Annotated in this window: 21 protein-coding genes; 9 read left to right on the plus strand and 12 right to left on the minus strand. The window is 47.4% G+C overall.

Annotated features, from left to right (window positions below):
• The first annotated feature begins 93 nt into the window (after positions 1-93).
• On the plus strand, positions 94-1,113 hold the full coding sequence (locus R8O10_RS00095) for an SPOR domain-containing protein (protein WP_005384238.1): 1,020 nt from the start codon (positions 94-96) through the stop codon (positions 1,111-1,113).
• Positions 1,114-1,188: 75 nt separating this feature from the next.
• On the opposite strand, the gene R8O10_RS00100 is transcribed toward R8O10_RS00095, so the two are convergent.
• The 6 genes from R8O10_RS00100 to R8O10_RS00125 form a co-directional block, all read right to left on the minus strand.
• Complete coding sequence (locus R8O10_RS00100; RefSeq protein WP_012841245.1) at positions 1,189-1,332, minus strand: hypothetical protein; 144 nt, start codon at positions 1,330-1,332, stop codon at positions 1,189-1,191.
• A complete protein-coding gene (locus R8O10_RS00105) occupies positions 1,322-3,643 on the minus strand; it encodes an acid phosphatase (RefSeq protein WP_318146094.1) in 2,322 nt (773 codons plus the stop codon). Before R8O10_RS00105 ends, R8O10_RS00100 begins: the two co-directional genes overlap by 11 nt.
• A 262-nt stretch (positions 3,644-3,905) precedes the next feature.
• On the minus strand, positions 3,906-5,474 hold the full coding sequence (locus tag R8O10_RS00110) for a hypothetical protein (RefSeq protein WP_318191050.1): 1,569 nt from the start codon (positions 5,472-5,474) through the stop codon (positions 3,906-3,908).
• A gap of 2 nt (positions 5,475-5,476) precedes the next feature.
• On the minus strand, positions 5,477-6,049 hold the full coding sequence (locus R8O10_RS00115; RefSeq protein WP_005379118.1) for a sigma-70 family RNA polymerase sigma factor: 573 nt from the start codon (positions 6,047-6,049) through the stop codon (positions 5,477-5,479).
• 2 nt (positions 6,050-6,051) lie between these two features.
• Positions 6,052-7,524, minus strand: coding sequence for a hypothetical protein (locus R8O10_RS00120; RefSeq protein WP_005384234.1), 1,473 nt, complete (start codon positions 7,522-7,524; stop codon positions 6,052-6,054).
• A 13-nt stretch (positions 7,525-7,537) separates the two neighbouring features.
• Entirely contained in the window at positions 7,538-8,890 is a 1,353-nt protein-coding gene (locus R8O10_RS00125; protein ID WP_213912314.1) for a serine/threonine-protein kinase, read from the minus strand.
• 219 nt (positions 8,891-9,109) lie between these two features.
• Between R8O10_RS00125 and R8O10_RS00130 the strand changes: the two genes are divergently transcribed.
• The 4 genes from R8O10_RS00130 to R8O10_RS00145 all read left to right on the plus strand — a co-directional run bounded on the left by R8O10_RS00130 (position 9,110) and on the right by R8O10_RS00145 (position 12,108).
• Positions 9,110-10,117 carry a substrate-binding domain-containing protein gene (locus tag R8O10_RS00130; protein ID WP_017636149.1) on the plus strand — a complete coding sequence of 336 codons (1,008 nt, stop codon included), beginning with the start codon at positions 9,110-9,112 and terminating at the stop codon, positions 10,115-10,117.
• Positions 10,118-10,172: 55 nt separating this feature from the next.
• Positions 10,173-11,108, plus strand: coding sequence for a LysR family transcriptional regulator (locus tag R8O10_RS00135; RefSeq protein ID WP_005379132.1), 936 nt, complete (start codon positions 10,173-10,175; stop codon positions 11,106-11,108).
• Positions 11,109-11,377: 269 nt separating this feature from the next.
• Positions 11,378-11,782: an SMR family transporter gene (locus tag R8O10_RS00140; RefSeq protein WP_005384225.1), complete on the plus strand. Its 405-nt coding sequence runs from the start codon at positions 11,378-11,380 to the stop codon at positions 11,780-11,782.
• Positions 11,779-12,108, plus strand: coding sequence for an SMR family transporter (locus R8O10_RS00145; protein WP_005478614.1), 330 nt, complete (start codon positions 11,779-11,781; stop codon positions 12,106-12,108). The genes R8O10_RS00140 and R8O10_RS00145 overlap by 4 nt, the downstream gene beginning before the upstream one ends.
• A 1,431-nt stretch (positions 12,109-13,539) precedes the next feature.
• Here the strand turns inward: R8O10_RS00145 and edd are convergent.
• Complete coding sequence (gene edd / locus R8O10_RS00150; protein ID WP_318146093.1) at positions 13,540-15,336, minus strand: phosphogluconate dehydratase; 1,797 nt, start codon at positions 15,334-15,336, stop codon at positions 13,540-13,542.
• A complete protein-coding gene (locus tag R8O10_RS00155; protein ID WP_005379140.1) occupies positions 15,336-15,860 on the minus strand; it encodes a gluconokinase in 525 nt (174 codons plus the stop codon). The genes edd and R8O10_RS00155 overlap by 1 nt, the downstream gene beginning before the upstream one ends.
• A 153-nt stretch (positions 15,861-16,013) precedes the next feature.
• On the opposite strand from R8O10_RS00155, the gene R8O10_RS00160 reads away from it, so the two are divergent.
• Complete coding sequence (locus R8O10_RS00160) at positions 16,014-17,390, plus strand: GntP family permease (protein WP_012841240.1); 1,377 nt, start codon at positions 16,014-16,016, stop codon at positions 17,388-17,390.
• Between the two features lie 9 nt (positions 17,391-17,399).
• Positions 17,400-18,011 carry a bifunctional 4-hydroxy-2-oxoglutarate aldolase/2-dehydro-3-deoxy-phosphogluconate aldolase gene (locus R8O10_RS00165; RefSeq protein WP_025624148.1) on the plus strand — a complete coding sequence of 204 codons (612 nt, stop codon included), beginning with the start codon at positions 17,400-17,402 and terminating at the stop codon, positions 18,009-18,011.
• Between the two features lie 105 nt (positions 18,012-18,116).
• On the opposite strand, the gene xapA is transcribed toward R8O10_RS00165, so the two are convergent.
• Positions 18,117-18,941 carry a xanthosine phosphorylase gene (gene xapA, locus R8O10_RS00170; RefSeq protein ID WP_005379149.1) on the minus strand — a complete coding sequence of 275 codons (825 nt, stop codon included), beginning with the start codon at positions 18,939-18,941 and terminating at the stop codon, positions 18,117-18,119.
• A gap of 121 nt (positions 18,942-19,062) precedes the next feature.
• On the opposite strand from xapA, the gene R8O10_RS00175 reads away from it, so the two are divergent.
• Positions 19,063-19,968 (plus strand): LysR family transcriptional regulator, encoded by a 906-nt coding sequence (locus R8O10_RS00175; RefSeq protein WP_062730780.1) that lies wholly within the window; start codon positions 19,063-19,065, stop codon positions 19,966-19,968.
• A gap of 81 nt (positions 19,969-20,049) precedes the next feature.
• On the opposite strand, the gene gorA is transcribed toward R8O10_RS00175, so the two are convergent.
• Together gorA and R8O10_RS00185 are read right to left on the minus strand one after the other, a co-directional pair.
• Positions 20,050-21,405, minus strand: a complete 1,356-nt coding sequence (gene gorA, locus R8O10_RS00180; protein WP_005379157.1) for a glutathione-disulfide reductase — start codon at positions 21,403-21,405, stop codon at positions 20,050-20,052.
• A 259-nt stretch (positions 21,406-21,664) separates the two neighbouring features.
• On the minus strand, positions 21,665-22,504 hold the full coding sequence (locus R8O10_RS00185) for a 23S rRNA (adenine(2030)-N(6))-methyltransferase RlmJ (RefSeq protein ID WP_005379158.1): 840 nt from the start codon (positions 22,502-22,504) through the stop codon (positions 21,665-21,667).
• A 399-nt stretch (positions 22,505-22,903) separates the two neighbouring features.
• On the opposite strand from R8O10_RS00185, the gene prlC reads away from it, so the two are divergent.
• Positions 22,904-24,946: an oligopeptidase A gene (gene prlC / locus R8O10_RS00190; RefSeq protein ID WP_318146092.1), complete on the plus strand. Its 2,043-nt coding sequence runs from the start codon at positions 22,904-22,906 to the stop codon at positions 24,944-24,946.
• A 66-nt stretch (positions 24,947-25,012) separates the two neighbouring features.
• On the opposite strand, the gene asnC is transcribed toward prlC, so the two are convergent.
• A complete protein-coding gene (gene asnC / locus R8O10_RS00195) occupies positions 25,013-25,477 on the minus strand; it encodes a transcriptional regulator AsnC (RefSeq protein ID WP_005389595.1) in 465 nt (154 codons plus the stop codon).
• Positions 25,478-25,555 lie beyond the last annotated feature (78 nt).

Raw genomic sequence — 25,555 nt, forward strand, 5'->3', positions numbered from 1 at the left:
TTCCGGCTCTTTTTTTGCTAGTTATTCTTTGTTCACATTTTTTTGGCGCTTTGCCGCCATAATGACCTTACCCACTAATTTAGAGTGAAGTGTATGGAAATGAAGAAGGCACAACACCCATCTCGTATCTTCCAAGCAAGCCTGGCTTTGGGTTTGTTGCTGGTATGCGCCCAGTTTTCTAATCCAGTTGAGGCGGAGGAGTTCCTTTGCCAAGCCACTCAAGCCAGCGAGAAAGAATTACCGATGCTTGAGAAAACATGCCCAATTGGTAACGGAGTATGGGGAAAGAAAGTGCCGCAAGGAGGCAACTACCTCTACTGGATTCAATGCGGATTACTACCAAAGCCAATGTCACTCGCGAAAGCTAAGCCTCTCTATAGTAAAATCACGACTGACGTATGGATGAAGCCTGAATCCAAAGGCTATCGCTGTTTGATTGGACCTTACAAGGCATTGTCTGATGCGAGGGATGACTTACGAGGAGTCAAAACCTTGTCGAATTACAAAGAGGCGTTCATCCGAGTGGTTGGGAAAGGGACGAAACAACCAGTAACACCACCTACACCTAAATCTACTGTATCGTCGAAATCAGCCGCATCTTCGGTTAAGCCAACACCGACGGTGACCCCGAAACCCGCGCCAGTTCCTGCTGTGCGAGCTGATACCGACGCCTTTAAAGCGCGGGCAGAGAAGCCAGATACCAAGGCAAAAAGTTCGCGTGATAGCTCTTCGTCTACGCCTGTTGCTAAGACCAAAGCGAAGCCAATTGTCACTGGAAATGATGACATTGAAGTTCGGTTGAGAACTTCAGTACAGGGCAAAACGTACGTGGTCCCATATTTACTCGATCACCATAATCAGTTTTACATGGAACATGGTAAGCCGTGGAACCGCCTCAACTACGAAAACTCGCACAAAGTATGTCAGCAACTGGGTATGAACTTAGCTAACCCTGCAGAGTTTAAAGCGCTGAGGGCGTCTGGGGTGATGGAAAAAAATCAATGGCCACTGCAACTGCCGTATTGGGGCAAAGATAAGAAAGGTTTGTTCGCCGATCGTGAGCCCAATCAGCTCACCGGAACCTCATTATTGAACGTGGTGTGCGTGAAATAACGACTCAGATATTGCGGTCAAAATATAGAAGAAAGCCCCGAGTTCGGGGCTTTTTTGCGGTCTCAAATATTATCGCTATTTGAGTGGCGTTTCTTTGTGACAGTTAGAGCAGATATACACTTCTTTGATGCCGACCAATCGTTCCCAAAGTGTTCTGCGTCTTCTGCGCAAATGCACGCTATCACAGCAAGGGTTAACGATGGTTGCTTTAGTCATCATCACCAGGCTCCAAAATCGGTAGTGAACTCGCGATGCTTGTCATGGCTTCTTTGCTGTTAGAGTACAGACCATATTCCGGTGCGGATTCATGACCGTTTTGTTCTTTACTCCAACGAATACCAATATAAAAGTCACCAAAATCGCGGTTGATGTAACGATGACGAGTTTTGTAATCTGACTCTGAGCCTGTTTCTTCTAGAATCAGCAGTTCACGGTCTTCATCATTCTGGATTTCCCAATTACCTGGAGTTTGGAATCCTGTTGGCATGAACGAAGTGTAGTTGTAAGTATCAGTGTCGTATTCGTACGCACCTGACGAGTATTTCAGGACTGTGTCGTCGCCTGTGCCATTACTTTCTACCATCAAGTCATGCTCTACCGTGCCGTGTTTGATGTGTTCTGCAACCGAAAGTGATTCTGCAAATGGGGTATTGCTTGAGTCCATCCAGAACAGCTCATCATCTGATATTTTAACGATCATTTGAGTGCCGTTATGCTCGGTTTTGTGCTGGTACAACATTTCATACTCGTCGCCGTAGCTGTTGTATAGCTTACCGTCTTTCAGCTCAACGTCGTTACAGTCTTTATTGTTGTATTCCGTGTAACCAGTTTGTTGGTCCAGATCGGCAAGAATGGCGTAAGCATCGTGTTCCCATGTGTCTTTTAGGAAGTCACTGATGTTCGCTTTGTACTCTTGATTCATCTCATCGTGGTTTGAACCCCAGCAGAATAGTAGGCCTTCAGAATCTTGCATCAACATGGCGTAGCCAATTTCACCATCTTTCTGTGCAAAGCTACCCATTTTCCATTCTTGACCGTTGAAGTGCTCGTGAGTGAAGCCCAAAGTCGGTACTACTGGTGGTGGCGTGACGCCTTCGATAACCGTTGGCATGCTGAGCGCAATTTGTACCGCGGTATGGCCATCTGTTGCGCTAATCGCAAGTACTGCTCCAGCTTCACCTGCTTTTGTTGGTGTGCCTTTAATGGTGATAATTGCATTACCATCCTCAGATACTGTTAGACCTTCAATGTCTACATAGTCCGCTGAGTAGTCGGTAATTTGACCGTCTTTATCTTGGAACAAACCAGAAATATCGAGTGTTTGTTCAAACACTTCACCTTGTTGTAGGTACCAACCATCAACGATGGACTGCAGACGCGCTTGTTCTGTTTCTACAACCATTGGTGGTAAGTTTGCCGATTCGATTTCGAACTGAAATACGGTGCTTACCGTACCCAAAACCTTACCTGACGAATCAATGTCTTGCGCCGTTAGAACAATCTCAAAATCACCAGCTTTCTCTACGATTGCAGTTGGATGTAGAACAATCAGGTTGCCAGTTTGCACAACTTCAATGCCTGTGCCTGCAAAGTTGTGCGTCAGTTTGGTTGTCACAAGGTTTTGGTCTTTGTCTGCAAATAGACCTTCAATGTCTAGCTCTAAGCCATCAAAGTCCACGCCTTGTACGATTTTTGGTAGTTTTTCTAGCTTATCTTTAGCTGCCTTTTCGACGATTTTGTTTACGGTTAGCTTGTTATTAACTGCCGTTTCAGGAGCTAAGGTGTCGCTGTCTGGGGTCGCGTCAGTGATGATTGGACGTAGATTTGGGTCATTGATGTTTTCGCCAGATGCAACAAGACGTTCCACTTCTTGGTTTGCCGCTTGAGCAAACTCCGTGGCTTTTTTCTCGTAGTTCGTTGGGTTTTGTGCTTTCGAGTCGGTCAGAATCTGAGCGGTTTTATGTAGTTCGGCGTTTTTTGTCGCACCTTCAACAAAATCACTGTACAGATCAATTGGTGCTTCTTCTGAGCCTCCTAGCGCTTGGTTTACTTTCGCTTTCGCGTCTTCTTCACTAATGGCTGGATCTTTTGCCATTTCAATCGCCACAAGATCCGTGATAGGTGAAATCACGTTTGATGATGTTGGTGCACGGAATACGATTTCGTGCGCCATAGCTTGGCCTGGATGATCCATATCTACCGTGTATTTGCCAGCGTACTCTTTCGCATCCAAGGCGATGAGCTGTTTCTGCTTTGAACCGTTTGGTGTGATGGTCTGTAGCGCTAGAGTGCTTTCTGGTTTTGCATCCAATTTCAGTTGACCTTTCTCATCGGTCAGACCAAGGAATGTTTCTTGAGTGTCCCATTGGCCGTTGTTGTTCGTATCTTCAAAAACAACGGCATGCTTGAAGTAGCCGTCAAAACCTGTGATCACAACGCCGTCGTTAGCACTGCTTGAACCACCATCTGAACCGCCACAGCCTGTAAGAGCGATAGCCACTGACGCTGCTAGTAAACTCACCTTATTCATTATTTATTTGTCCTTGTTTCGTTTCCGAATGAGAAAGTCGCTTTTTTATTATTTTTTTCTTTATATCTCACTAGTGAGATATAAGAGAGTGGTGTCTTTTTAATGACTATTGAGCTTAGGTTCAAGACACGAAAATCCGCACAAAACCCGTAAAATTTATTTCTATTTTTTGTCTATGGTGGAAAATTGATAATTTGATCACGGTTCCAGTTTTGTTTTTGGGATGATTGTTTTGTCAAAATAACCATCTGTAAATAAAGGTTTATTGGGTATTAGTAAGGGCTGGGGCGTGATAAATCATGTTGATCTTAAATTCCTCAACGCGATCAGCGAGCTCAGGTTTTGGACGTAAAATGTAGCTATACACCTCGCCATCAAGTAGCTCGTCGTAAGGGGAATAGTTAAGATCAAACGATAACGATTGTTGTCCAGTAGCAGGGGTGCTGATGAACTCGTGGCAATCAATTTGGTAAGTCGGATCGTCTGGGTTAGGGTCTGATATGATGTCGATTTGATAGTCTCCTTGACCAGCAATGACATGGCTGTGATACCAAATGGCGACATCACTACAATACAGGTTAGGACCATAAGTGTGTAAATTGAAATCGGATTCGATGCTTTCACCATGAGGACCAATGACTTGAGTACCATAGTGATAAATATAATTGCCAACTTCAGCAACCAGATCCCCCCCACTTGGGAGAGGTAGCAAATAATCAAAAAAGGAGATTTGATGCAGATATCGTCCTGTCGGTGCATTGATGCGCTTCTCCATGGACTGCTTGTTCTTTTGCATGGTATAGCTTTCGAATTGTTTACCATCAAACACGGTGGTGAAGTAGTTCCGAGTATCTTCATGAACCTGAGATGGGTATTCTTTTTTGATGGTCCAAATTTGGCGTACACCTTGGACATAAACGATCAACGAATCATCACTGATTTTGTACTTGCCCACTTTTTTCAAGTCTCCCTTTTCAGGACACTGGCGTTTGTTGTGTGAGGCGGCATAACTTACTTCGCCCCCCTCAAACTGAAAGGCCTCGCAATACACCACTTCATACGCGTACGCGATACCTGCAAGATTTTGTGTCGTCTCTAGGCGATAAACTACATCGCCAACTAACGGGTGTTCTGTGTCATTTTGATCGGGTGTGATAACGGGTAACTCAAAGCGCGTTGTGACCCATGCATGATCGCTATTACCGTGATAATCATCGCGCGCTGCTACCGCCAAATATGTGGTGGTTTTTATTTCCTCAGGCGCTCCTTGCACCATCATTTGTCCTTGGTTGAGGACTCTTAACCCATTGGCGTTTTCAAGCCAAATCTGAGTGGTGAGGAGATCGCCATCTGGGTCTTCAAAAAGCTGGTTAAGGTTGAGCGAATAACTCACCGGAGAGTTTTGTTTCAGCTCCCAAGCATAAATAATGGTTTGTAGCTGCTGTTCCACAGTGAGGTTGATGATGGGTTTATTATTCTCTGATGGGTCCTCTTGTGGTCGGCTGTTCTTATCACCCAATGCTGACTCGTAAAACGTGTTGTCTTCTGTGGTATGAAATGGATTCGTAACAGGGCCTGGTTGTCCTAAAAGGGCGGAGTTAAATGCGTCATCTCCCGTTTTTTTAGGAGTGCGATCCAACGCAGAACCTGTCAACGCTTGCTTTACTTCAACTAAAGATGTGCGCTCATATTGACGATGTGCTTGCTGGGTTGACTTGTCGGCGTTGTCTGACGAGTCTTTTACAGATGCCAAATTGTGTTTGTTTGAAATGAAGTAAATACCGAACAAACCGACGCATACTGCGCCGATTATCCAAAGCTTTTTGTTCATGATTACGTGTGCGCCATTCGTGATTGTAGCCAACTGCGAGAGAATTTGAGGTCTTTCTCTATCAGGCTTGCGCTGCACTCGAGTAGCTCACTGATTTCTTGGTTTTTCATGCCCATTAAATACTTGAGTTTGAGTGCGCTCGATTGGCGTGGATAGCGGCTACTGAAACTATCCAGAGCTTTATCCATGATAATCAATTGCTCGAAACGATCTTCTTCATCTCTCATCAATGTAATGTGTTGACGCTTTTGTGCTTGGTGCGAGCGTGCGTTGTCGATCAAGATTTGACGCATCACTTTGGCGGCCATCAAAAAGAAATCGCGCTTTGTTTCAATTTCACTCATGTCGCAGTTGGACATTTTCAGGTAAGCATCATGAATTAATGCCGTGGTGCTGTTGACGCTGTCTGCCAGTACTTTGTTGTCGGTGCCGTACTTTTCTGCATTTCGTTCACGCTCGTGTTGGGCGATCTTACGCAACTGTAAATAAGCAAACTGATAGAGCTCGCTCTCAGCTCGTTTATCACCAGATTGCCATTGTTGAATGATTTGTGTCAGTGCTACTGCTGTTGCCATGGTTATACATCCTCGCTCACTTTGACAAATTCAGAAATGGTGTGGGTTTCAATGCGATCGGAACCGTCTTGGTTGCGCAGAACATTTTGTTGATAGCGATATAAAATGCCTTGCTCCCAAGTTGCACCAGCTGGCAAGTATTCCCAGGTGGTGTAATTGATTTCGGATGGGGTTGTTGACCAACGTACCATGACGTTCATTTGCGCGAGTTCGGCTTTGGGGGCGCTATTGTTGACCCACCACATGTCGGCAAATTCGCGGGTAACATCTTGGGTGTACAGGCTTGTATCGGTTGGGCAGGTGTCCGTATTTTGCGGCAGTCGCATGACTTGTTGATGGCGCATCAATAGGCACGATTGTGTCATGGACTGTTGGTGGTATTCGGTTTGCTGCCACACGCCGAGGTAGTCAATGTCGTGTTCGCTAGTATTGGGATACGTAAACCAGAGCATTTCTGTGCGGTTATTGTGTTGGATGTTTTTTTTACGCCCGAGGCCTTGTACTTTTTCCATCAATAACTCGGTGCTCGGATCAAAATTGAGGGCAACGGAGCGGTACTTCCAGTCGCCTTCATCATCGAAGTCTTCGAGAGAGAAGCCATTCAAGTCGTTGCGGGTGCACCCTGTGATTGAACAACCAACGATATTAAACCAATCCGCAAACTTGCTTATCGGTTCGACGACATCTTCCGTGATAGGGCGCTTCATCGAGAGGAAGCAGCCTTGAAAATGGTCGCCAATGCTTGGGTGTTCAATCAATGAGTCTTTGGTGATGGTGAATCGAGTTTCACCAATAGGAGGACGATATTTGGGATGATGCTGATAGCGTAGATCGTAAGCACAAGCGCGGCCTTGCCAATCCTTCTTTTTGATGACGATGTTTTTGAACGTCATGTCGCGAGGTTCAAAAATGATCTCATCAGAGGAAAAATTTTTTTCAATGTACTGCTGGCTTTCGTTTAGGTGCTCAATCGCCTCATTGACAGATACCCAATCGAGATTGAGGTAGCGTTTAGCGTCATCCAGGTAATTGAGATCAAGGCCTTTGAGCTGGCTTTGAAAGTGAGGATCAGACAGCACACGGTTTGCTAGGACAATTTCCTCACGATTCTCAGGCGTGCTGTCGAGAGAAAGCAGCAGACGCGTCATATTGATGCTGCGGCTAGGTTTGGTTGTCGCCATCGTCGGCGTCAGCACTTCTTGGCTTGATAAGGTCGTCAGCAGATAACCTTTATCATCGTTACCAAGGAAGAAGCTAATTACATCACCGGGTTGGTAATGAAATGCTCCTTGCTGAGTGACGCCAGTGATATTGGAACTGGTTTTGTAATACAGGCCAGTCACTGGGGCGTCGATAAAGTAGCCTTGCTTCAAGGTTGAAGCTGGTGGGTGTGAAGTGGCAGCTGAAACGTCTGCTGCCAACGTGGACGTAGCCGTCAATGCAGACAGCCAAAATACCACTGAACGTATATACATCTTGTTTTAAGCCTTATTGGTTGGTGCTGTCCTTAGACGCACAATTTGGCTGACAACTCATTGGTGTAGTTAGGTGCTTCTCTGGCACCGGTGTCATCATCGCCAACAACATTTTTTGTTTTATATGTTTGGGGATATCTGGGTTAGAGAGTATCCGCCTTCGTGTTAACTCCATCATGGAGTTCACTGAGAGATGTTCGACATTTTTCCCCTTCGCGTGGAAGATGAGGCGAGTCATTTCGTACATCATATCTTCTGCAATCTTCTTCTCTTGTTGCAGCTGGATATTCTTTTGCATCATGGCGCTGCCAAATAACACACCAGAGAGCACAATGATGCCTGACAATACCGAAGCAAGGGGACGTCGCTGTACCAAGCGAAAGGCGCTATACAATGGCCAGTTTTTTTTCTGCTCGATTGGACGGCGTTCGATAATTCGTTCGATATCAATGCGCAATGCTCTAGCATCGGTATATCGCATTTGAGTGGCAGGACGCGTTGCGCGTCTTATCACCCAGTAAACATCAGACCAAATTGTTGGTGATGGAAACATCAAAGCGAGAATTTTGCCTAAGGAGTACACGTCGCTTTGCTCTGTTAGAACCTGTCCTGCTTGCTGCTCTGGGCTGGCAAAATTTTGGCTAAACGCAATCAGCGCTGAGGGTGAATCTTCTCGGTTGGAGTGCGCTTTTTGAGTCAAGTTGAAGTCAAGCAGCTTGGGACGCTTGCTACGATCAATCAGTATATTTTCTGGTTTTAGATCGGCATGCAAAACCTGGTGCTGGTGGGCGTGCTCCATCGCCTGGCAGATCTGCTTAAACAACAGCAGCTTCTCCGTTTTTTCTAGCTTATTTTCAGATAGATACTCATCCAAAGTTTGACCAAACACCCGCTCCATCACGATGTAAACCGAATCTTGATGGAGACCGCCGTCAAACACTTTCGCGATGTAAGGATGGTTTAGACGCGCGAGAAGTTGAGCTTCATCGAAGAGTGCGCGTTGCCCTAACACATTGCTCAAATTGCTTTGAATAAACTTGATAGCCAGATCTTGCTCGAACGTTTCATCTGCACGTAGAGCGGCGTATACGACACCCATGCCACCACGCCCCAACTCATGAGTTAGGCGGTACTTACTGATGATTTCTCCGCTTAGATCGACGTCTTGGTTCGTAGCCTGATGAGCACCAAAATAAAGTAACTGCGTTAGTTGTTCTTCCGGTGTCTCGTTGGCTAAAAGAGGAACGAGTTGTCGATACAGCTCAGGTTGACTTCGTTGCAATGCTTGGAGGTATTGCTGCTTTTGGGAGTCGTCCAGATCAAGCAGGTGGTAGTAAATCTGGGTTTCGCTAGAGCCTAACTGCACTGTGACTAATGTCTTATTCTTTTAGGTACGGCATTTTATAAGAACTTTGATATAAATGTCATTTATTTATTCGGTTTTGATTCACAATCCATGAAACGCAATTTGATGGCTAATGGAGTAATAACGTCATGATTTTGCGAATTATTTTCACTGAACTTGTCGGCAGAGAGTCTATTCGTCATAATGTTACTTGTAACATTACTGATAAATCACATATTTATGGCTCAACAGAATAAGAAAACTCGTACGACATTGCAGGATGTCGCAGACCAGGTTGGCGTCACGAAGATGACCGTTTCACGCTATATGCGTAACCCTGAATCGGTGGCAGAAAAGACTCGGGCCAAGATTGCGACTGCGATTGAAGAGATGGGTTACATCGAAAACCGTGCACCGGCGATGTTGTCAAAGTCCTCCAGTAAAGCCATTGGTATTTTACTGCCGTCTTTGTCCAACCAAATTTTTGCTTCCTTTGTTCAGGGCATAGAGATGGTGACCAAAGCCAATGGCTATGAGACGCTTTTAGCGCATTTTAGCTACGATGAGCTTGAAGAAGAGCGCAAGATCGCGTCATTACTCTCTTATCAAGTCGATGGGCTTATTCTAACTGAAAGCCATCACACGCCGCGTACATTACAGATGATCAAAAATGCGGGCATTCCGGTGGTCGAAACCATGGAACTGCCATCGGAGCCGATTGATATGGCGGTTGGACTCGATCATGAAGATGCGTCGTACACCGTGGTTAAGCAGATGCTAGATACGGGGAAGCGTACAATCGTCTATTTTGGCGCGCGTCTGGATACGCGAACCAAATTGCGGATGCAAGGTTACGATCGCGCGATGACAGAAGCAGGGCTAGAACCTAAACATGTATTAACTGGTGATCATTCGAGTTTTTCTTTAGCGCATGATTTGCTCGAACGTGCACTGGAAACGCACCCAACGCTCGATGGGGTGTTCTGTACCAACGATGACATCGCAATTGGCACCATGCTGAGTGCGCAGCAACGTGGCATTCAAGTTCCACAGCAATTGGCAGTGGCGGGCTATAACGCGCTGGATATCGGTCAAACCATCAGTCCGAAACTGACCAGCGTTGATACGCCGCGTTTCCAAATTGGTGTAAAGAGCGCAGAGCTATTAATTGCGCGCCTGAAAGGCGAAACGCAAGAAGAAAAAGTCTTCGATATGGGTTATCAGATCACGTCGGGAGAGAGTGTTTAACTAATTGTTAACTGCTCTTTGTATTCGCTCATCAATGGTATTGGTAGGTTAGGGTATGGCACATCAGCTGGATGCATTGGATCTCAACTTAATGCGTTTATTAAAAGCCGTGGTGGAAAACCGCAGCATCAAGCTGGCCGCAATGCAGCTTGGCATTTCTCAACCGAGCGCCAGCCGCGGCGTGATGAAGTTGAAGCAAGTGTTTGATGACCCGCTTTTTGTGCGTAAAGCACATGGGGTAGAGCCATCACCCATGGCGATTCGTCTCGCCGCCGAGTTCGACAATATGGTTGCACCACTGGAAAAAGTGGTGCAAGAATTTGAAGTGTTCGACCCACTGCAATACCAAGGGCAGATTGCGATTGTAACTGACCCTTATTTGATGGATGAACAAGGGCAGCGACTGCTCACTGGTTGTCATCGAGCCTTTCCCAAAGCGCACTTTGCCTTTTCCAGCTGGAATACTTACTCGCACGATGAAATGTTAGAAGGCGAGCACGATTACTGCATTCTTGACCAAGAGACCGAGCTGTCGAAAGACATTTACATGCGCCCGTTATTCGTTGAAAAACGAGTGATTTTGGCGCGCAAAAACCACCCAACGTTGTCGAAAGTCAGCAATGATTGGGACACGGTGTCCAAACTACCACTCGTCTCTTTGCCTGCGCCTGCGTCATATAAACCGCTTTGTACCGTGGAGTCCGAGTATCGACGCATGGGTTATGAGCCAGTAGTGTTACTGAAGTCCTATAATTTGCGTTTGGCTTGCCAAATGTTGCAAGAAACCGACGCGATTATGTATGCCAGTCAAAGCTCGGCATTGTTGATGCCAGAACTCGCCTCTTACGCAATGCCACCCGTTAATCGTGAGTTCAGTCAGTTTGTGGTCTCTGGCGGTTTCCTTCAAACCAACCGCAACCATCCTTTGCACAGACACCTACATAAAGTGGTGCGACAAACCCTCAATACGCCGCTGATTTTTACGCAATGACGTCACCTGATGGCATCGGCTGAATGAGAGAGTAGATGCTTTAACCTTATCAATATTATGTGATTACATAGACAACTTACTTCTTAAGATATTCAAAAATGAATATCTCAATTACCTGTCTCTTTTTCCTACCCAGCGCTAACCTTATCTCAAATAGTCAGGAGAAGTGGCTCATTTTTATCTTTTTAACTTTTTGAATGTCGATACAGGTACGCGACATTCACCATTCTCCGTTATGCATTTTTTTTATTTCTGATGGAGGATTAATCATGCTAGTTGCACGTCTATTTTTATTGCTCGCCATCGTTGCCGAAGTGGCTGGTACAAGCACTATGTCTCTTATCGGACAAGGGCACGGGTGGTGGGGCTACATCGTAATGTATGTGCTGATCGCAATCTCTTACTACTTTCTCGCGTTTGCCGCGAAGAAAATATCTATCGGTGTGGCATACGCTGTTTGGGAAGGGTTGGGTATCTCGTTGATCACCGTGGTGTCGATCATCGCCTTTGATGCACACTTAAACCATCAAGAGTTGTTTGGTTTGATGTTAGCCGTTGTTGGCATTGTGTGTGTGACCTTAGGGGAATCACATGGTCAACCTAACGCCAAGAAAAATGCCGATAAACCGGCAAAAGAACGTTCATTTTCTACTAGTACAAGGTGCGAATCATGAGTCAATTTTTTACGATGTCATTTGGATTTGTCGTGATGGCTGCCTTGGTCGATATCATGGCCAATATGGCGCTGACACGCTCAAAAGGTTTTAAATATAAAGGCTGGGGCATTGCGGCGATTGTGTTGGTACTGACAGCATTCACGCTGTTGGCACAAGCGGTGAAAGAGATCGACTTAGCCATTGCTTATGCCTCTTGGGGTGCGATCGGTATCTTGGGTACCGCAGTGGGTGGAGCCTTGCTGTTTAAGCAGAAACTCAAGCCAATCGGCTGGTTTGGTATCTTTGTGGTGATTGCTGCGGTCGTAGTGATGAAGACCGCTTGATGTAATTTACTGAATGCTAGATATCGTCATTCTGAGTAGCAAGAGACGAGTGTGATTCAGAATCTACCAACACAAAAGTGTTTCGGCAGAGGTGTTTTCTCTGGATTCACAGCACCTTGATATTAGATTCCTGATCTCGCCTAGGCTCGTCGGAATGACGGATTCATTCGTTTTTTAGAAAGAACTGAGGCCAATCCCAAAGCTTGCCATTTTGAAAAGCGAGGGATGAGCGTGATTCAGAATCTACCAACAAAAAGTGCTGTGGCAGAAGTGTTTTTTCTGGCTTCACAGCACGTTGATAGTGGATTCCTGATCTCGCCTAGGCTCGTCGGAATGACGGATTCATTCGTTTTTTAGAAAGAACTGAGGCTAATCCCAAAGCTCGTCATTCTGAACAGCGAGGGACGAGCGTGATTCAGAATCTACCAACAAAAAGTGCAGTGGCAGAGGAGATTTTCTCTGGCTTCACAGCACGTTGATAGTGGATTCCTGAGCTCGCCTAGGCTCGTCGGAATGACGGACTCATTCATTTTTAAAAAGAACCGAGGCCAACTCCAAAGCTTGCCATTCTGAATAGCGAGGGACGAGTGTGATTCAGAATCTACCAACACAAAAGTGTTTCGGCAAAGGGGGTTTTCTCTGGCTTCACAGCACGTTGATATTAAATTCCTGATCTTGCTTGGGCTCTTCGGAGCGACGGATTCATTCGTTTTTAGAAAGAACTGAGGCCAATTCCAACGCTCGTCATTCTGAACAGCGAGGGACGGGCGTGATTTAGAATCTACCAACAAAAAGTGCTGTGGCAGAGGTGTTTTCTCTGGCTTCACAGCTCGTTGATATTAGATTCCCGATCTCGCTTAGGCTCGTCGGAATGACGGATTCATTCGTTTTTAGAAAGAGCGGTGGCCAATCCCAAAGCTCGTCATTCTGAACTGCGAGGGACGAGCGTGATTCAGAATCTACTAACAAAAAAGTGCTGTGGCAGAGGAGTTTTCTCTGACGTCATAGCATGTCGATATTAGATTCCTGATCTCGCCTAGGCTCGTCGGAATGACGGATTCATTCGTTTTTAGAAATAGCGGTGGCCAATCTCAAAGCTCGTCATTCTGAATAGTGAGGGACGAGCGTGATTCAGAATCTACCAACAAAAAGTGCTGTAACAGAGGGGGATTTTCTCTTGCTTCACAGCACGTTGATAGTAGATTCCTAATCTTGCTTAGGCTCGTCGGAATGACGGACTCATTCATTTTTAAAAAGAACCGAGGCCAATCCCAACGCTCGTCATTCTGAACAGCGAGGGACGAGCGTGATTCAGAATCTACCAACAAAAAGTGCTGTGGCAGAGGAGTTTTCTCTGGCTTCACAGCACGTTGATATTAAATTCCTGATCTTGCTTGGGCTCGTCGGAACGACGAGGTCTTTCTTCTCGCCTTAAACAATAAAGCTTGCGCCTTCTTCTGCACTCGATACGTTTTGGCGGATCACGCTAAACAGACCTCGTCCCCAAGTTTGTTGGGTCGATTCGGTATCGAAATGAATCAACTCGCGACCAGTGGTGTCGCTTAAGTTGTTCAGTTCACCCGTTTGGCAATCCAGACGAATCAAATCACCGTTGCGCACCAAACCAATCGCGCCACCACGAATGGCTTCTGGAGAAACGTGAATCGCAGACGGAATTTTACCGGATGCACCAGATAAACGACCGTCCGTCACTAGCGCGACTTTAAAGCCCGCTTTTTGCACGTTCCCTAAAATTGGCATCAGCTTGTGCAGTTCAGGCATGCCGTTTGCCGCTGGGCCGTTGTGTGTGACCACAACGATGCAGTCTTTGTTCAGGTCGCCACGTTTGTACGCGGCCTCCACTTCGTGTTGGCATTGGAATACGATCGCTGGTGCCACAATCACGCGTTGCTCTTCTTTCACCGCAGACACTTTCACCACGGCTTTGCCTAAGTTGCCAGTCAGTACGCGAGTGCCGCCAGTATTTTGGAATGTGGCGTCTGGTTTGGCGATCACGTCACCGTCTTGGCTGCCTTGGCACGGTGTCCAAGTCAGTTGGCCATCGACAAGACTCGGTAGCGTCATTTGGTCTTCAAATTCACCAAACACGGGTTTCACATCGCGATGCAAAAGCTCGGATTCGTTCAAGCGGTGCAATAACGCTGGCACGCCCCCCGCGTCTTGGAACGCGTTCATATCGGCTGGGCCGTTCGGGTAAACGCGAGCTAACAAAGGAACCACATCCGACAGATCGCTGATGTCTTGCCACGTGAGCAAGATGCCAGCAGCACGTGCCACGGCGATCATATGAATGGTGTGATTGGTGCTGCCGCCAGATGCAAGTAGAGCGATGATGCCGTTGACCAAGCTCTTTTCTGTGACCACCTCGGCCAACGGACGGAAGTGTGCAGAACCCGCCGTCATTGAGGCGATTTTCAGAGCCGCGTGATCGGTTAACGCTTTACGCAGTTGGGTATGGGGATGGATGAATGCCGAACCTGGCAGCATCAAGCCCATGGCTTCGAACACCAACTGGTTGGTATTGGCGGTGCCGTAAAACGTACACGTACCCGCAGAGTGGTAAGCGCGACACTCCATATCCAGCAGAGCGTCTTTGCCGACTTCTCCCGCTGCGTATTTTTGGCGCACGTCGACTTTCTCTTCGTTGCTGATGCCCGTAGCCATCAGACCCGCTGGTACAAACGCAGTCGGTAGATGCGCGTAAGACAGCGCGCCCATCAGTTGCCCCGGGGCGATTTTGTCACAGATACCAAGCAGTAATGTGGCATCAAAGACATTGTGACTCAAAGACAACGCCGTTGATTGCGCAATTAAGTCACGCGAAAACAGCGACATATCCATGCCTGCTTGACCTTGAGTCACCCCATCGCACATCGCTGGCACACAACCTGCGACTTGCGCTGTATGGCCGTAGTCCGCCAGCACTTGTTTGATTTGCACTGGGTAATCTTGGTACGGCTGGTGGGCGCTCAACATGTCGTTGTAGGCGCTGATCAGCGCGACATTGGCATGAGTAAAATCGAGAATATTTTTCTTTTCAGAAGAGCAAGAAGCGGCGACTGCATGGGCTAAGTTACCACAAGATAAACCAACACGGCCTTTGCCAGCTTCGGCTTGCACTTCGGTGCGAGCAAGAAAGGCAGCGCGCGCTTCACGGCTGCGCTCGGTCAAGCGTTGTGTGACCTCAAGAACAACAGAGTGAGTCATTACGCCACCTCGATCGCTTGCATTTTGATTAGCTCAGCGGCAGAGCGTTCCACCACGTCGCTGATGTCTCCGTCGATACTGACGATCAGAGTTTGAGGCTCGTTGTCTGGGCGCTCTAGTGTCTCGAATTGGCTCTTCACCATGTTTTCTTTCATGAAGTGGCCTTTGCGCATACGCATGCGATTAAGGATCAACTCCCTATCGCCATCAAGGAACAGGAAGGTCACGTTGTTGTTGCCTTCGCGGATCTGATCGCGGTAAATCTTTTTCAGTGCTGAACAGACAATAATGCCGTGTTCGTTTTTGCTTTCTAGGCTGTACGCCGCATCACGAATGCGTTCTAGCCATGGCTTGCGATCATCATCGTTCAGAGGCTGGCCCGAAGCCATTTTCTGAATGTTCGCTCGTGGATGAAGATCATCACCATCAATGAATTTACGCCCTAGCTTTTTCGCTAGATGCTCACCAATTGTGCTTTTACCACTAGCACAAACGCCCATAACGATGACACTACTACCAGCCATAACTTATCCTCATAACCAAATTTGCGCGTGATCTCAATTTTTGAATTCACTTTAAAATATGGGTTTATCTTATTCATGTTATCGGTAACATGTTACCGGTAACTGAAATAAATGTGAACCATAACACAAACAATAATTCTTAAAGGTGAACCTATGGAGCAATTAACCCAAGCCCCAGATCCTACGTTCCTACTGACGATTGCAGGCCTTGCCATTGCAGCGTTACTCGTTCTGATCATTAAACTGAAAGTCCATGCTTTTGCTTCCCTTACTATGGTGAGTTTAGGTACGGCAATCGCCACTGGCGTTCCTTCAGAGAAAGTCGTATCGACCATGATGGGCGGCTTCGGCGGCACGCTGGCTTCCGTGGCATTGCTGGTTGGTCTCGGTGCGATGATCGGTAAAATTCTTGAAGTGACTGGCGGTGCGAAAGTGCTGGCAGACACTTTGATTGGTCGCTTTGGTAAAGAGCGCGCACCATTTGCTTTGGGCGTCGCTTCATTACTGTTTGGCTTCCCAATCTTCTTCGATGCTGGCCTTGTAGTGATGATGCCAATCATCCTAAGTGTGGCGGCTCGTTTTGGTGGCTCACCAATTAAATACGCGTTGCCTGCAGCTGGTGCTTTTGCGGTTATGCACGCGTTTGTTCCACCACACCCAGGTCCGGTTGCAGCGGCAGAATTCCTTGGTGCAAACATCGGTCTGTTATTGGTGGTGGGTATTCTGGTGGCTATTCCAACTTGGTACCTTGGCGCTTACCTATTTGGTTTGTACGCGGGCAAAAAATTCGATATCCCACTATCTAAAGCCTTCTTTAATGGCGAAGCGATGGTGGATGAGCGCAACGCACCAAAATTTGGCACGGTTATGACCATCCTTGTGCTGCCAGTCCTGCTAATCTGTTTGGATACGGTACTGAACACACTGGCGGTTGCGGGTGTGATTGATGGCAAAACGGCACTGGTTGAGTTCCTACGTATGCTAGGTAAAACTCCAGTCGCGTTGCTGATTACTTTGATTGTCTGTCTGGCTGTGTTTGCCAAAGACTACGGCATGGCAAAACTAGAAAAATTGTGTGGTGAGTCATTGGCTCCAATCTGTGGCGTTATCCTAGTAACGGGTGCTGGTGGCATGTTTGGCGGCGTACTGCGTTCAAGTGGTATCGGTGATGCACTGGCTGACGTTCTTACAGACACAGGTATGCCTGTGATTGTGGCGGCGTTTGTGATTTCAACCTGTCTGCGTGTTGCTCAAGGCTCGGCAACGGTAGCGCTAACCACTACGGCAGCTCTTATCGCGCCAGTTGTGGCTGCATCAACAGGTTTGAGTGAACTCGACCTTTGCTTTATCGTAATCGCGATTGCGGGTGGTGCAACGGTACTGTCTCACTTCAATGACTCTGGTTTCTGGTTGGTATCTCGTTTGCTTGAGATGGATGAGAAAACCACATTAAAAACTTGGACGGTAATGGAAACGTTACTTGGCGGTATCGCGTTTATTATCGTCGCAACATTAAGCTTTATTCTTTAGAGGTTCCCCATGACAACACTTGAACAACGATTAAGAGATATCAAAATCGTCCCAGTTATCGCAATCAACGACGTAGCACACGCTCTGCCACTGGCAAAAGTGTTGGTAGAAAACGGTTTACCATGTGCGGAAGTGACATTCCGCACCGAAGCGGCGGCGGAGTCGATTCGCATCATGCGTGAAGCGTACCCAGAATTGTTGATTGGCGCGGGCACCGTTCTGACCACAGAACAAGTGGATATCGCGATCGAAGCGGGCGTGGACTTTATCGTTAGCCCAGGCTTCAACCCAACCACAGTGAAATACTGTCAGCAACGTGGCGTGACTATCGTACCGGGTGTAAACAACCCAAGCTTGGTTGAGCAAGCGATGGAAATGGGTTTGCGTACGTTGAAGTTCTTCCCTGCTGAGCCATCAGGCGGCGTAAACATGCTGAAAGCACTGACGGCGGTTTACCCAGTGGAATTCATGCCAACAGGTGGCGTAAGCCCATCCAACGTGGAAGATTACCTAGCGCTGAAATCGGTTGTAGCTTGTGGCGGTACTTGGATGGTGCCAACCGCAATGATGGACAACGGCGATTGGGAAGGCATTGCTGAATTGGTTCGTGCAGTTAAGTAAAACGCACAAACGGCTCCGAAATACCCCCGAACGTTAGAAAACGTGACACAAAAAAGGGTCATCAAGTTACTTGATGACCCTTTTGCTTTTGGGAATGAAACAGCTTTAGAAGTGATGCTTCATAAAGCGCTTAATAAAGCGAATGAAATCGGCTTCGGCTAGCTTCGCGCACTTCAATGTTTGGGCGTGAGACAGTTCTACATCTCCCAAGCCTTCTGCCATGTTGGTGATCGCACACACTGCCAATACGGGTAAGCCGCAATGCGCCGCAGAAATCACTTCTGGCACGACCGACATGCCCACCACATCACCACCGATGATTTGCATCATGCGGATTTCGGCTGCGGTCTCAAAGTTGGGGCCTGTGTAAGAGACAAACACACCTTCATTGAGGTGAATGCCATTGGCTTTGCCGACTTCAAACGCTTCTGCGCGTAGGTCTTTGTCGTACGCATTGGCGAGGCTGAAGAACCTCGGGCCGTACTCTTCATCATTCGGACCGATCATTGGCGATTCAGGCATGGTATTAATGTGATCATGAAATACCACCAGAGAACCGACATCAATGCGTTCAGGGCGAAGTGAGCCTGCTGCGTTGGTGACGAGTAAAAACTCACAGCCCAGCTTTTTAAAGGTGCGCACGGGCGTGGTCATGACCTTCATTGAGCCGTGTTCGTAGTAGTGACCGCGACCTTTCATGCACACTACGTCTACGCCGCCCATGGTGCCAAGTACCAACTCACCAGAGTGGCCTTGCACGGTGCTAACCGGAAAGCCTTCGAGCTCTTCGTATGGAATGACCACTTTGTCTTGTAGCTCGTCTGCCAATACGCCTAAGCCAGAGCCTAAAATAAACGCCGCTTTAGGTTGGAAGTTTGGTTTGCGTTCGCGAATGGTTTGTAGCGCGCCGATTACTGGATCGTGATTCATGTTAGTCACCTTCTGGTTGTGTGTTGATTCCATTGTGTGACTTTCTGCGCTGGTTATCTTTGCTTTATTCGCTACTATCATCCTTAAAAAGAGGATGATGAAATTCGCTAGGACTCAATGCATGAAGTCAGAACCATTTGAGCGCGTGACGCTGAAGATGCTGCGTTACTTTTACGAGGTCGCACAAACCAAGCATTTCACTAAGGCGGCCGAGAACCTCAATATCACCAATTCGCCGTTGAGCAATCGCATCAAAGAGTTGGAAGAGGTGCTTAACGTCAAACTGTTTGAGCGCGATTCAAGAAATGTCATGCTGACGGAGGCCGGGCGATTGTTGGAGTCCAAATGCCAACTGATTTTTCAGACCTTGGATGTCTCGCTCAATCAAGTGCAGCAAGTGGGGTTGAACCAGAGAAATATCCTGCGAGTTGGTGTGGTAAGTAGCGCATTTTGGGGCGGATTTGATCGTTTGTTACAGCGCTTCCATGCTGAGCATAGCACTTATCACGCCGACATTTTTGACCTTAACCCAGAGACGCAAAAGAAGCATCTGAGTGAGAAGAAAATCGACGTGGGCATTGTACGTTTTGCCGATGCACTCAACATTTATCCGTATCAGTCGGTGTCTTTGGGCAAAGATGTGTTTGTGGTGGCGGTGTCGGAGCAACATGAGTTAGCCAGCAAATCTTTGCTGCGGCTCCAAGATTTAAAGACGTGTGAGTTTGCGTTTATGAGTTTGGCGAATTCAGCCTCGGCAAACTTCATCATCAATGCCTGTCTGCAAGAAGGCTTTTCACCCCATATTGGCAAACAAGTGGTGGAGCCAAGCACCTTGATGGCGTATGTAGCAAACAGCAATACCGTGACGTTGGTGCCGTCGACGTTTTCTCAGCATCATTGGCATGGGATTCGTTTTATCAAGCTGAAAGAATCACTGCGTGCAGACTTATGCCTGATTCATGACGGTAAGCAGGAGAGTGCTATCAAAGCCGAGTTTATTCGCACGTTATTGGAGAATGCGAGTTAAGCATGGGCTAACAAAAAAAGGTCACCCTAAGGTGACCTTTTCAAATGATTCGCTGAAATCAGCAATGCGATTTCAGCGCAATTAACGCATCGTTACGAACTCTTCTGAGCCCGTCGGGTGGATAGCCACAACAGAGTCGAAGTCTGCTTTGGTTGCGCCCATCTTCATTGCTACGCCGAAGCCTTGGATCATTTCATCTACCGTGAAACCGATGCCGTGCAGACCAACAACCGTTTCTTCTTCGCCCGCACATACAAGCTTCATCTTACATGGTTGACGGTGCTTAGTAACAGCGGTGTACATCGCCGTAAAGCCAGACGTGTAAACTTTGATGTTGTCTTTGCCGTACTTCTCTTCTGCTTCTTGCGTTGTAAGACCGATAGTGCCGATTGGTGGGTGGCTAAATACCACAGTTGGTACCAAATCGTAGTCCATCTTCGCGTTTGGTTTGTTGTTGAACAAACGCTCAGAAAGTTGACGACCCGCTTTAACTGCTACTGGCGTTAGCTCGATACCGCCTTCCATGATGTCACCCACGCAGTAGATGCCTTTCACGTTGGTTTCTTGGTATTCGTCCACCTTAATGTAGCCTTTTTCGTTCGTTGCCACGCCGGTTGACGCTAGGTTGATTGCGTCTGTCGCTGGGTGACGACCGATTGCCCAAATCAGTTGGTCAACGTTTTGGCTTTCACCGTTTTCTAGGTGCAGAGTTAGGCTGCCATCGGCTTCTTTTACCACTTCTTTTGGTACAGAGTGGGTGTGCAGTTTTGGACCTTCTGCGTCCATTACTTCAACCAACGTATCGATGATCATTGGATCGAAGCTACGTAGTGGTGACTCTTTACGTACGAACAGGTGCGTTTCTGTACCTAGCGCGTGCAGTACGCCAGCAATTTCAACTGCGATGTAGCCAGCACCCACAACCGCAACGCGTTTTGGTTGCTCTGCTAGGTCGAAGAAGCCGTTTGAATCGATGCCGTATTCAGCGCCTGGAATGTTTGGAATAGTAGGACGACCACCAACCGCGATCAGGATGTGATCTGCTGTGTAGTGTTCACCGTTTACTTCGACAGTTTTTTCGTCAACAAACTTAGCAAAGCCTTTAATCACGTTTACTTTGTTGTTGCCAAGAACGCGATCGTAAGATTGGTGAATACGACCGATGTATGCCTGACGGCTCTCAACCAGTTTGCTCCAGTCGAAACCTTTCACGTCGACATCAAAACCGTAATCTTCTGCGTACAGGTTCATTGCTTCTGCGATTTGCGCGCCATGCCACATCACTTTTTTCGGTACACAACCTACGTTTACACAGGTACCGCCAAGGTCTTGAGCTTCGATTAGCGCAACTTTCGCGCCGTACATCGCCGCACGGTTTGCAGATGCGATGCCGCCACTGCCGCCACCGATACAGATATAGTCAAAATGAGTCGCCATTACTTTCTCCAAGAGCTTATAAATTTTATCTGGTACATAGATAGATTGGGATGACCTTGCCCGAACTCAATGCCACCGTTATCCCACTATCATAAATCGAATTCGACTAATTCCTAAATGGGAAAAAGCGACAATACTTATGACAAATAGCGATGAGAGGCACAAAAAGAAGAATAAGCACGATTGGAGGGAGAAGGTGAGAGCATAAAAAAGCGCAACGAGAATATCGTTGCGCTTGAAGATATCAGTACTGAAGTGCTTACTCTGGCACAATCCAGTCCACTTTCCAGTGGCCAGTTGCTGGTGCGATCGCGTCTTGCAGGAATGGCAGAATCTCTTTCATCTGGCTTTCCAGTTTCCATGGCGGGTTAATCACAATCATGCCGGATGCCGTCATGCCGCGCTCGTTGGTATCTGGTGCAACACCTAACTCGATTTGCAGAATTTTACGAATGCCCAGTGCTTCCAAGCCTTCGATCATATCTTCGATGTCGTGACGGTTTACCACTGGGTACCAAATCGCGTAGATACCGGTTGCCCAACGTTTATGGCTCTGATGAATCGCTCGCACCACATCGCGGTACTCTTTCGCGAGTTCGTATGGTGGGTCAATCAGCACCAAACCACGACGTTCTTGTGGCGGTAAGCTTGCTTTGAGGCGTTGGAATCCGTCTTCTTTGAAGATGCTCACTTGGCGATCACGATGGAATTCTTGCTCTAACAATGGGTGATCGGCCGGGTGCAACTCGGTCAGCACCATGCGATCTTGTGGGCGGATTTGCGCGCGCGCCACACGTGGTGAGCCTGGGTAGTAACGCAGCTTCTCGCCATTGTTGAGCACTTTAATGGCATCGATGTAGCTTTTGATGTCTTCGGGAATGCTTGGGTTATCCCAAATACGTGCGATGCCTTGTTTGTATTCGCCCGTTTTTTCAGACCATTCGTGAGTCAGATCGTAACGGCCCACACCCGAGTGGGTATCGTGATAAACGAATGGCTTATCTTTTTGTTTCAGCGCATCAAGAATGAGGCTTTGAACGATGTGTTTGACCACGTCGGCATGGTTGCCAGCGTGGAAGCTGTGGCGGTAACTTAACAAATTAAACTCTCGAAACACTCTTTGGTTGAGTGTGGTCTGTGATTTTCACTCTATGGCGGTATTATACTCAAGTAACTTAAAGATGTAGAACTTCCAATCAAATCTGTTCCTCTGATAAGGGGACGCTATTGAAATTTCTTTAAGTCACCCACACTTACTATTGGTAATCGAATTGAACTAGGTGAGTTTCTCGCACTCAAAAGGGTGTGAAATTTCATTTAGGTATAACAAGACTCAAGGACAGAGTAGCGCTGGTTGACTATATGATGGTCATCGCGGCATAGAGAAAGGGAACGGAGCTCCCCCAATCCATGTTGCTGGCTCGTCTGTACATTGAGTTGGCCTATCTACACAAAATAGACAGGCAATCACAGAGTCAAAACACAAAAGGAATTATTCATGTCTAATCCTCTTCTGACGTTTACGGACCTACCTCCGTTTTCTCAAATTAAACCAGAACACATCAAGCCTGCCGTTGAGCAAGCGATTGCTGACTGCCGAGCAAAAATCGATGAAGTTCTACAAGACAACGCTCATCCAACTTGGGACAGTGTGATTGCGCCAATTGAAGAAGCGGATGATCGCTTAAGCCGCATCTGGTCGCCAGTGGGTCACATGAACTCGGTAGTGAACAGCGAAGAGCTACGTGAAGCTTACGAAAGTTGCCTACCAATTTTGTCAGAGTACGGCACTTGGGTTGGTCAGCACAAAGGGTTGTACGAAGCGTACAAAACCATCAAAGCGAGCGAAGAATTTGCAACGTTAACTCGTGCCCAGCAGAAAACCATCACTGATGCACTGCGTGATTTCGAGTTATCAGGCATTGGTTTGCCATCCGATGAGCAGCACCGTTACGGCGAGATCAGCAAACGTATGTCTGAGCTGAGCTCTAAATTCTCTAACAATGTGCTGGATGCCACCATGGGTTGGACCAAGCACATCACAGACGAGAAAGACCTAGCAGGTATGCCAGAATCGGCGCTGGCAGCAGCGAAAGCTGCCGCAGAAGTAAAAGAGTTAGATGGTTACCTCATTACGCTAGATATCCCATCTTACCTACCTGTCATGACGTACTGCGATAACCAAGAGTTGCGTAAAGAAGTGTACGAAGCGTACGTGACGCGCGCTTCTGATCGAGGTCCAAACGCAGGCAAATGGGATAACTCAGAAATCATTACTGAGCAGCTAAAACTGCGCCATGAAATTTCACGTATGCTAGGTTTCAATACTTACAGTGAAAAGTCGTTAGCAACAAAGATGGCTGAAACGCCGGATCAAGTGCTGGGCTTCCTGAATGACCTAGCGACACGAGCGAAACCGCAAGGTGAACGTGAAGTCGAAGAGTTACGTCAGTTTGCGAAAAGTGAGTTTGGTGTTGAAGAGCTGAACGTTTGGGATATCGCTTACTACAGCGAGAAACAAAAGCAGCACCTGTTCCAAATTTCGGATGAAGAACTGCGCCCATACTTCCCAGAGTCAAAAGTCGTGAGCGGTCTGTTTGAAGTGCTAAACCGCGTGTTTGGCATGACCGTTACTGAGCGCGAAGGCGTAGACACTTGGCATGAGTCCGTGCGCTTTTTCGATATCTTTGATGCTGAAGGCACACTCCGTGGCAGTTTCTACCTAGATCTCTACGCTCGTGAACACAAACGTGGCGGCGCGTGGATGGATGATTGTCGTGGTCGTCGCGTTACGCTATCTGGCGAGCTGCAAACGCCGGTTGCGTATCTAACGTGTAACTTCAACCGTCCAGTGGGCGACAAACCAGCACTGTTCACGCACGATGAAGTCGTGACGCTATTCCATGAGTTTGGTCATGGAATCCACCACATGTTGACGCAAGTTGATACAGGTGCTGTTTCAGGTATTAATGGCGTGCCTTGGGATGCGGTTGAGCTACCAAGTCAGTTCCTAGAAAACTGGTGTTGGGAAGAGGATGCGCTGGCGTTCATTTCTGGTCACTATGAGACAGGTGAGCCGTTACCTAAAGCGATGCTAGACAAAATGCTCGCAGCGAAAAACTTCCAATCTGCGATGGGTATTTTGCGTCAGCTAGAATTCGGCTTGTTCGACTTCACGCTTCACACCGAATATGACCCTGAAGTGGGTGCGCGTGTACTGGAAACTCTGGCGAAAGTGAAAGAGAAAGTCGCGGTAGTTCCTGCGGTTGAGTGGGCGCGTTTCTCACACAGCTTCGGCCATATTTTTGCTGGTGGCTACAGTGCGGGTTACTACAGCTACCTGTGGGCTGAAGTGCTGTCGTCAGACGCGTATTCTCGCTTTGAAGAAGAAGGCATCTTCAACAAAGAGACGGGTCTAAGCTTCCTGAACAACATCCTAGAAATGGGGGGCAGTGAAGAGCCAATGGAGCTGTTTAAGCGCTTCCGTGGCCGCGAGCCACAAATCGATGCACTGTTGCGCCATTCGGGTATTGCGGCGTAAATTGAGCAAAAAACATCAAGGCCAACCGTTCGGTTGGCCTTTTTTGTACAGTTTTTATAAAAAATTTTACGGATTTACGTTTCGGTTGATCGGGTTCTGCAACGATATCAATGTCTCCGTGGACTGAACCTCATCAATGGCTTGCAGCTTGTCGATCAGTACAAATTGCAGCTCTTCAATCGATTTGCACATCAATTTGACGAATATGTTATACGCGCCCGTGGTGTAGTAAGCTTCAACGACTTCGTCGAGCGCGTTGAGTTTTTCTAACGCGGAGTGGTAATCACGAGCTGCATTGAGGTTAATACCAATAAAGCAGCACACATCGTAGCCAAGCTTTTTAGTATTGATGATCACCTCCGTTCCTTCGATGATGTCCGCCGACTTCATCTTCTCGATACGCACATGGATAGTGGCAGGGCTGACATCGAACTGCTTTGCCATTTCTGCGTAGGGCGTTCTGGCGTCAGCCATCAGTGTTTTTAATATTGCGCGGTCAAGGTCGTCGAGTTTCGGCAGGCTCGCATTCATACTATGATTTCCGTTAGGGATAGAGTTTTACCTCCCTTTTATACTCATAGCGGATAGGATTCACAAGGTTTGGCAGGA

It is taken from the genome of Vibrio sp. 1727 (assembly GCF_033344415.1).
Lineage (GTDB): Bacteria > Pseudomonadota > Gammaproteobacteria > Enterobacterales > Vibrionaceae > Vibrio > Vibrio alginolyticus.

Excerpts from the sequence above, each read along its gene's own strand:
- R8O10_RS00095 (WP_005384238.1), top strand. The coding sequence starts at position 94 with ATGGAAATGAAGAAGGCACAACACCCATCTCGTATCTTCCAAGCAAGC.
- R8O10_RS00100 (WP_012841245.1), bottom strand. The coding sequence starts at position 1,332 with ATGATGACTAAAGCAACCATCGTTAACCCTTGCTGTGATAGCGTGCAT.
- R8O10_RS00105 (WP_318146094.1), bottom strand. The coding sequence starts at position 3,643 with ATGAATAAGGTGAGTTTACTAGCAGCGTCAGTGGCTATCGCTCTTACA.
- R8O10_RS00110 (WP_318191050.1), bottom strand. The coding sequence starts at position 5,474 with ATGAACAAAAAGCTTTGGATAATCGGCGCAGTATGCGTCGGTTTGTTC.
- R8O10_RS00115 (WP_005379118.1), bottom strand. The coding sequence starts at position 6,049 with ATGGCAACAGCAGTAGCACTGACACAAATCATTCAACAATGGCAATCT.
- R8O10_RS00120 (WP_005384234.1), bottom strand. The coding sequence starts at position 7,524 with ATGTATATACGTTCAGTGGTATTTTGGCTGTCTGCATTGACGGCTACG.
- R8O10_RS00130 (WP_017636149.1), top strand. The coding sequence starts at position 9,110 with ATGGCTCAACAGAATAAGAAAACTCGTACGACATTGCAGGATGTCGCA.
- R8O10_RS00135 (WP_005379132.1), top strand. The coding sequence starts at position 10,173 with ATGGCACATCAGCTGGATGCATTGGATCTCAACTTAATGCGTTTATTA.
- R8O10_RS00140 (WP_005384225.1), top strand. The coding sequence starts at position 11,378 with ATGCTAGTTGCACGTCTATTTTTATTGCTCGCCATCGTTGCCGAAGTG.
- R8O10_RS00145 (WP_005478614.1), top strand. The coding sequence starts at position 11,779 with ATGAGTCAATTTTTTACGATGTCATTTGGATTTGTCGTGATGGCTGCC.
- edd (WP_318146093.1), bottom strand. The coding sequence starts at position 15,336 with ATGACTCACTCTGTTGTTCTTGAGGTCACACAACGCTTGACCGAGCGC.
- R8O10_RS00155 (WP_005379140.1), bottom strand. The coding sequence starts at position 15,860 with ATGGCTGGTAGTAGTGTCATCGTTATGGGCGTTTGTGCTAGTGGTAAA.
- R8O10_RS00160 (WP_012841240.1), top strand. The coding sequence starts at position 16,014 with ATGGAGCAATTAACCCAAGCCCCAGATCCTACGTTCCTACTGACGATT.
- R8O10_RS00165 (WP_025624148.1), top strand. The coding sequence starts at position 17,400 with ATGACAACACTTGAACAACGATTAAGAGATATCAAAATCGTCCCAGTT.
- xapA (WP_005379149.1), bottom strand. The coding sequence starts at position 18,941 with ATGAATCACGATCCAGTAATCGGCGCGCTACAAACCATTCGCGAACGC.
- R8O10_RS00175 (WP_062730780.1), top strand. The coding sequence starts at position 19,063 with ATGAAGTCAGAACCATTTGAGCGCGTGACGCTGAAGATGCTGCGTTAC.
- gorA (WP_005379157.1), bottom strand. The coding sequence starts at position 21,405 with ATGGCGACTCATTTTGACTATATCTGTATCGGTGGCGGCAGTGGCGGC.
- prlC (WP_318146092.1), top strand. The coding sequence starts at position 22,904 with ATGTCTAATCCTCTTCTGACGTTTACGGACCTACCTCCGTTTTCTCAA.
- asnC (WP_005389595.1), bottom strand. The coding sequence starts at position 25,477 with ATGAATGCGAGCCTGCCGAAACTCGACGACCTTGACCGCGCAATATTA.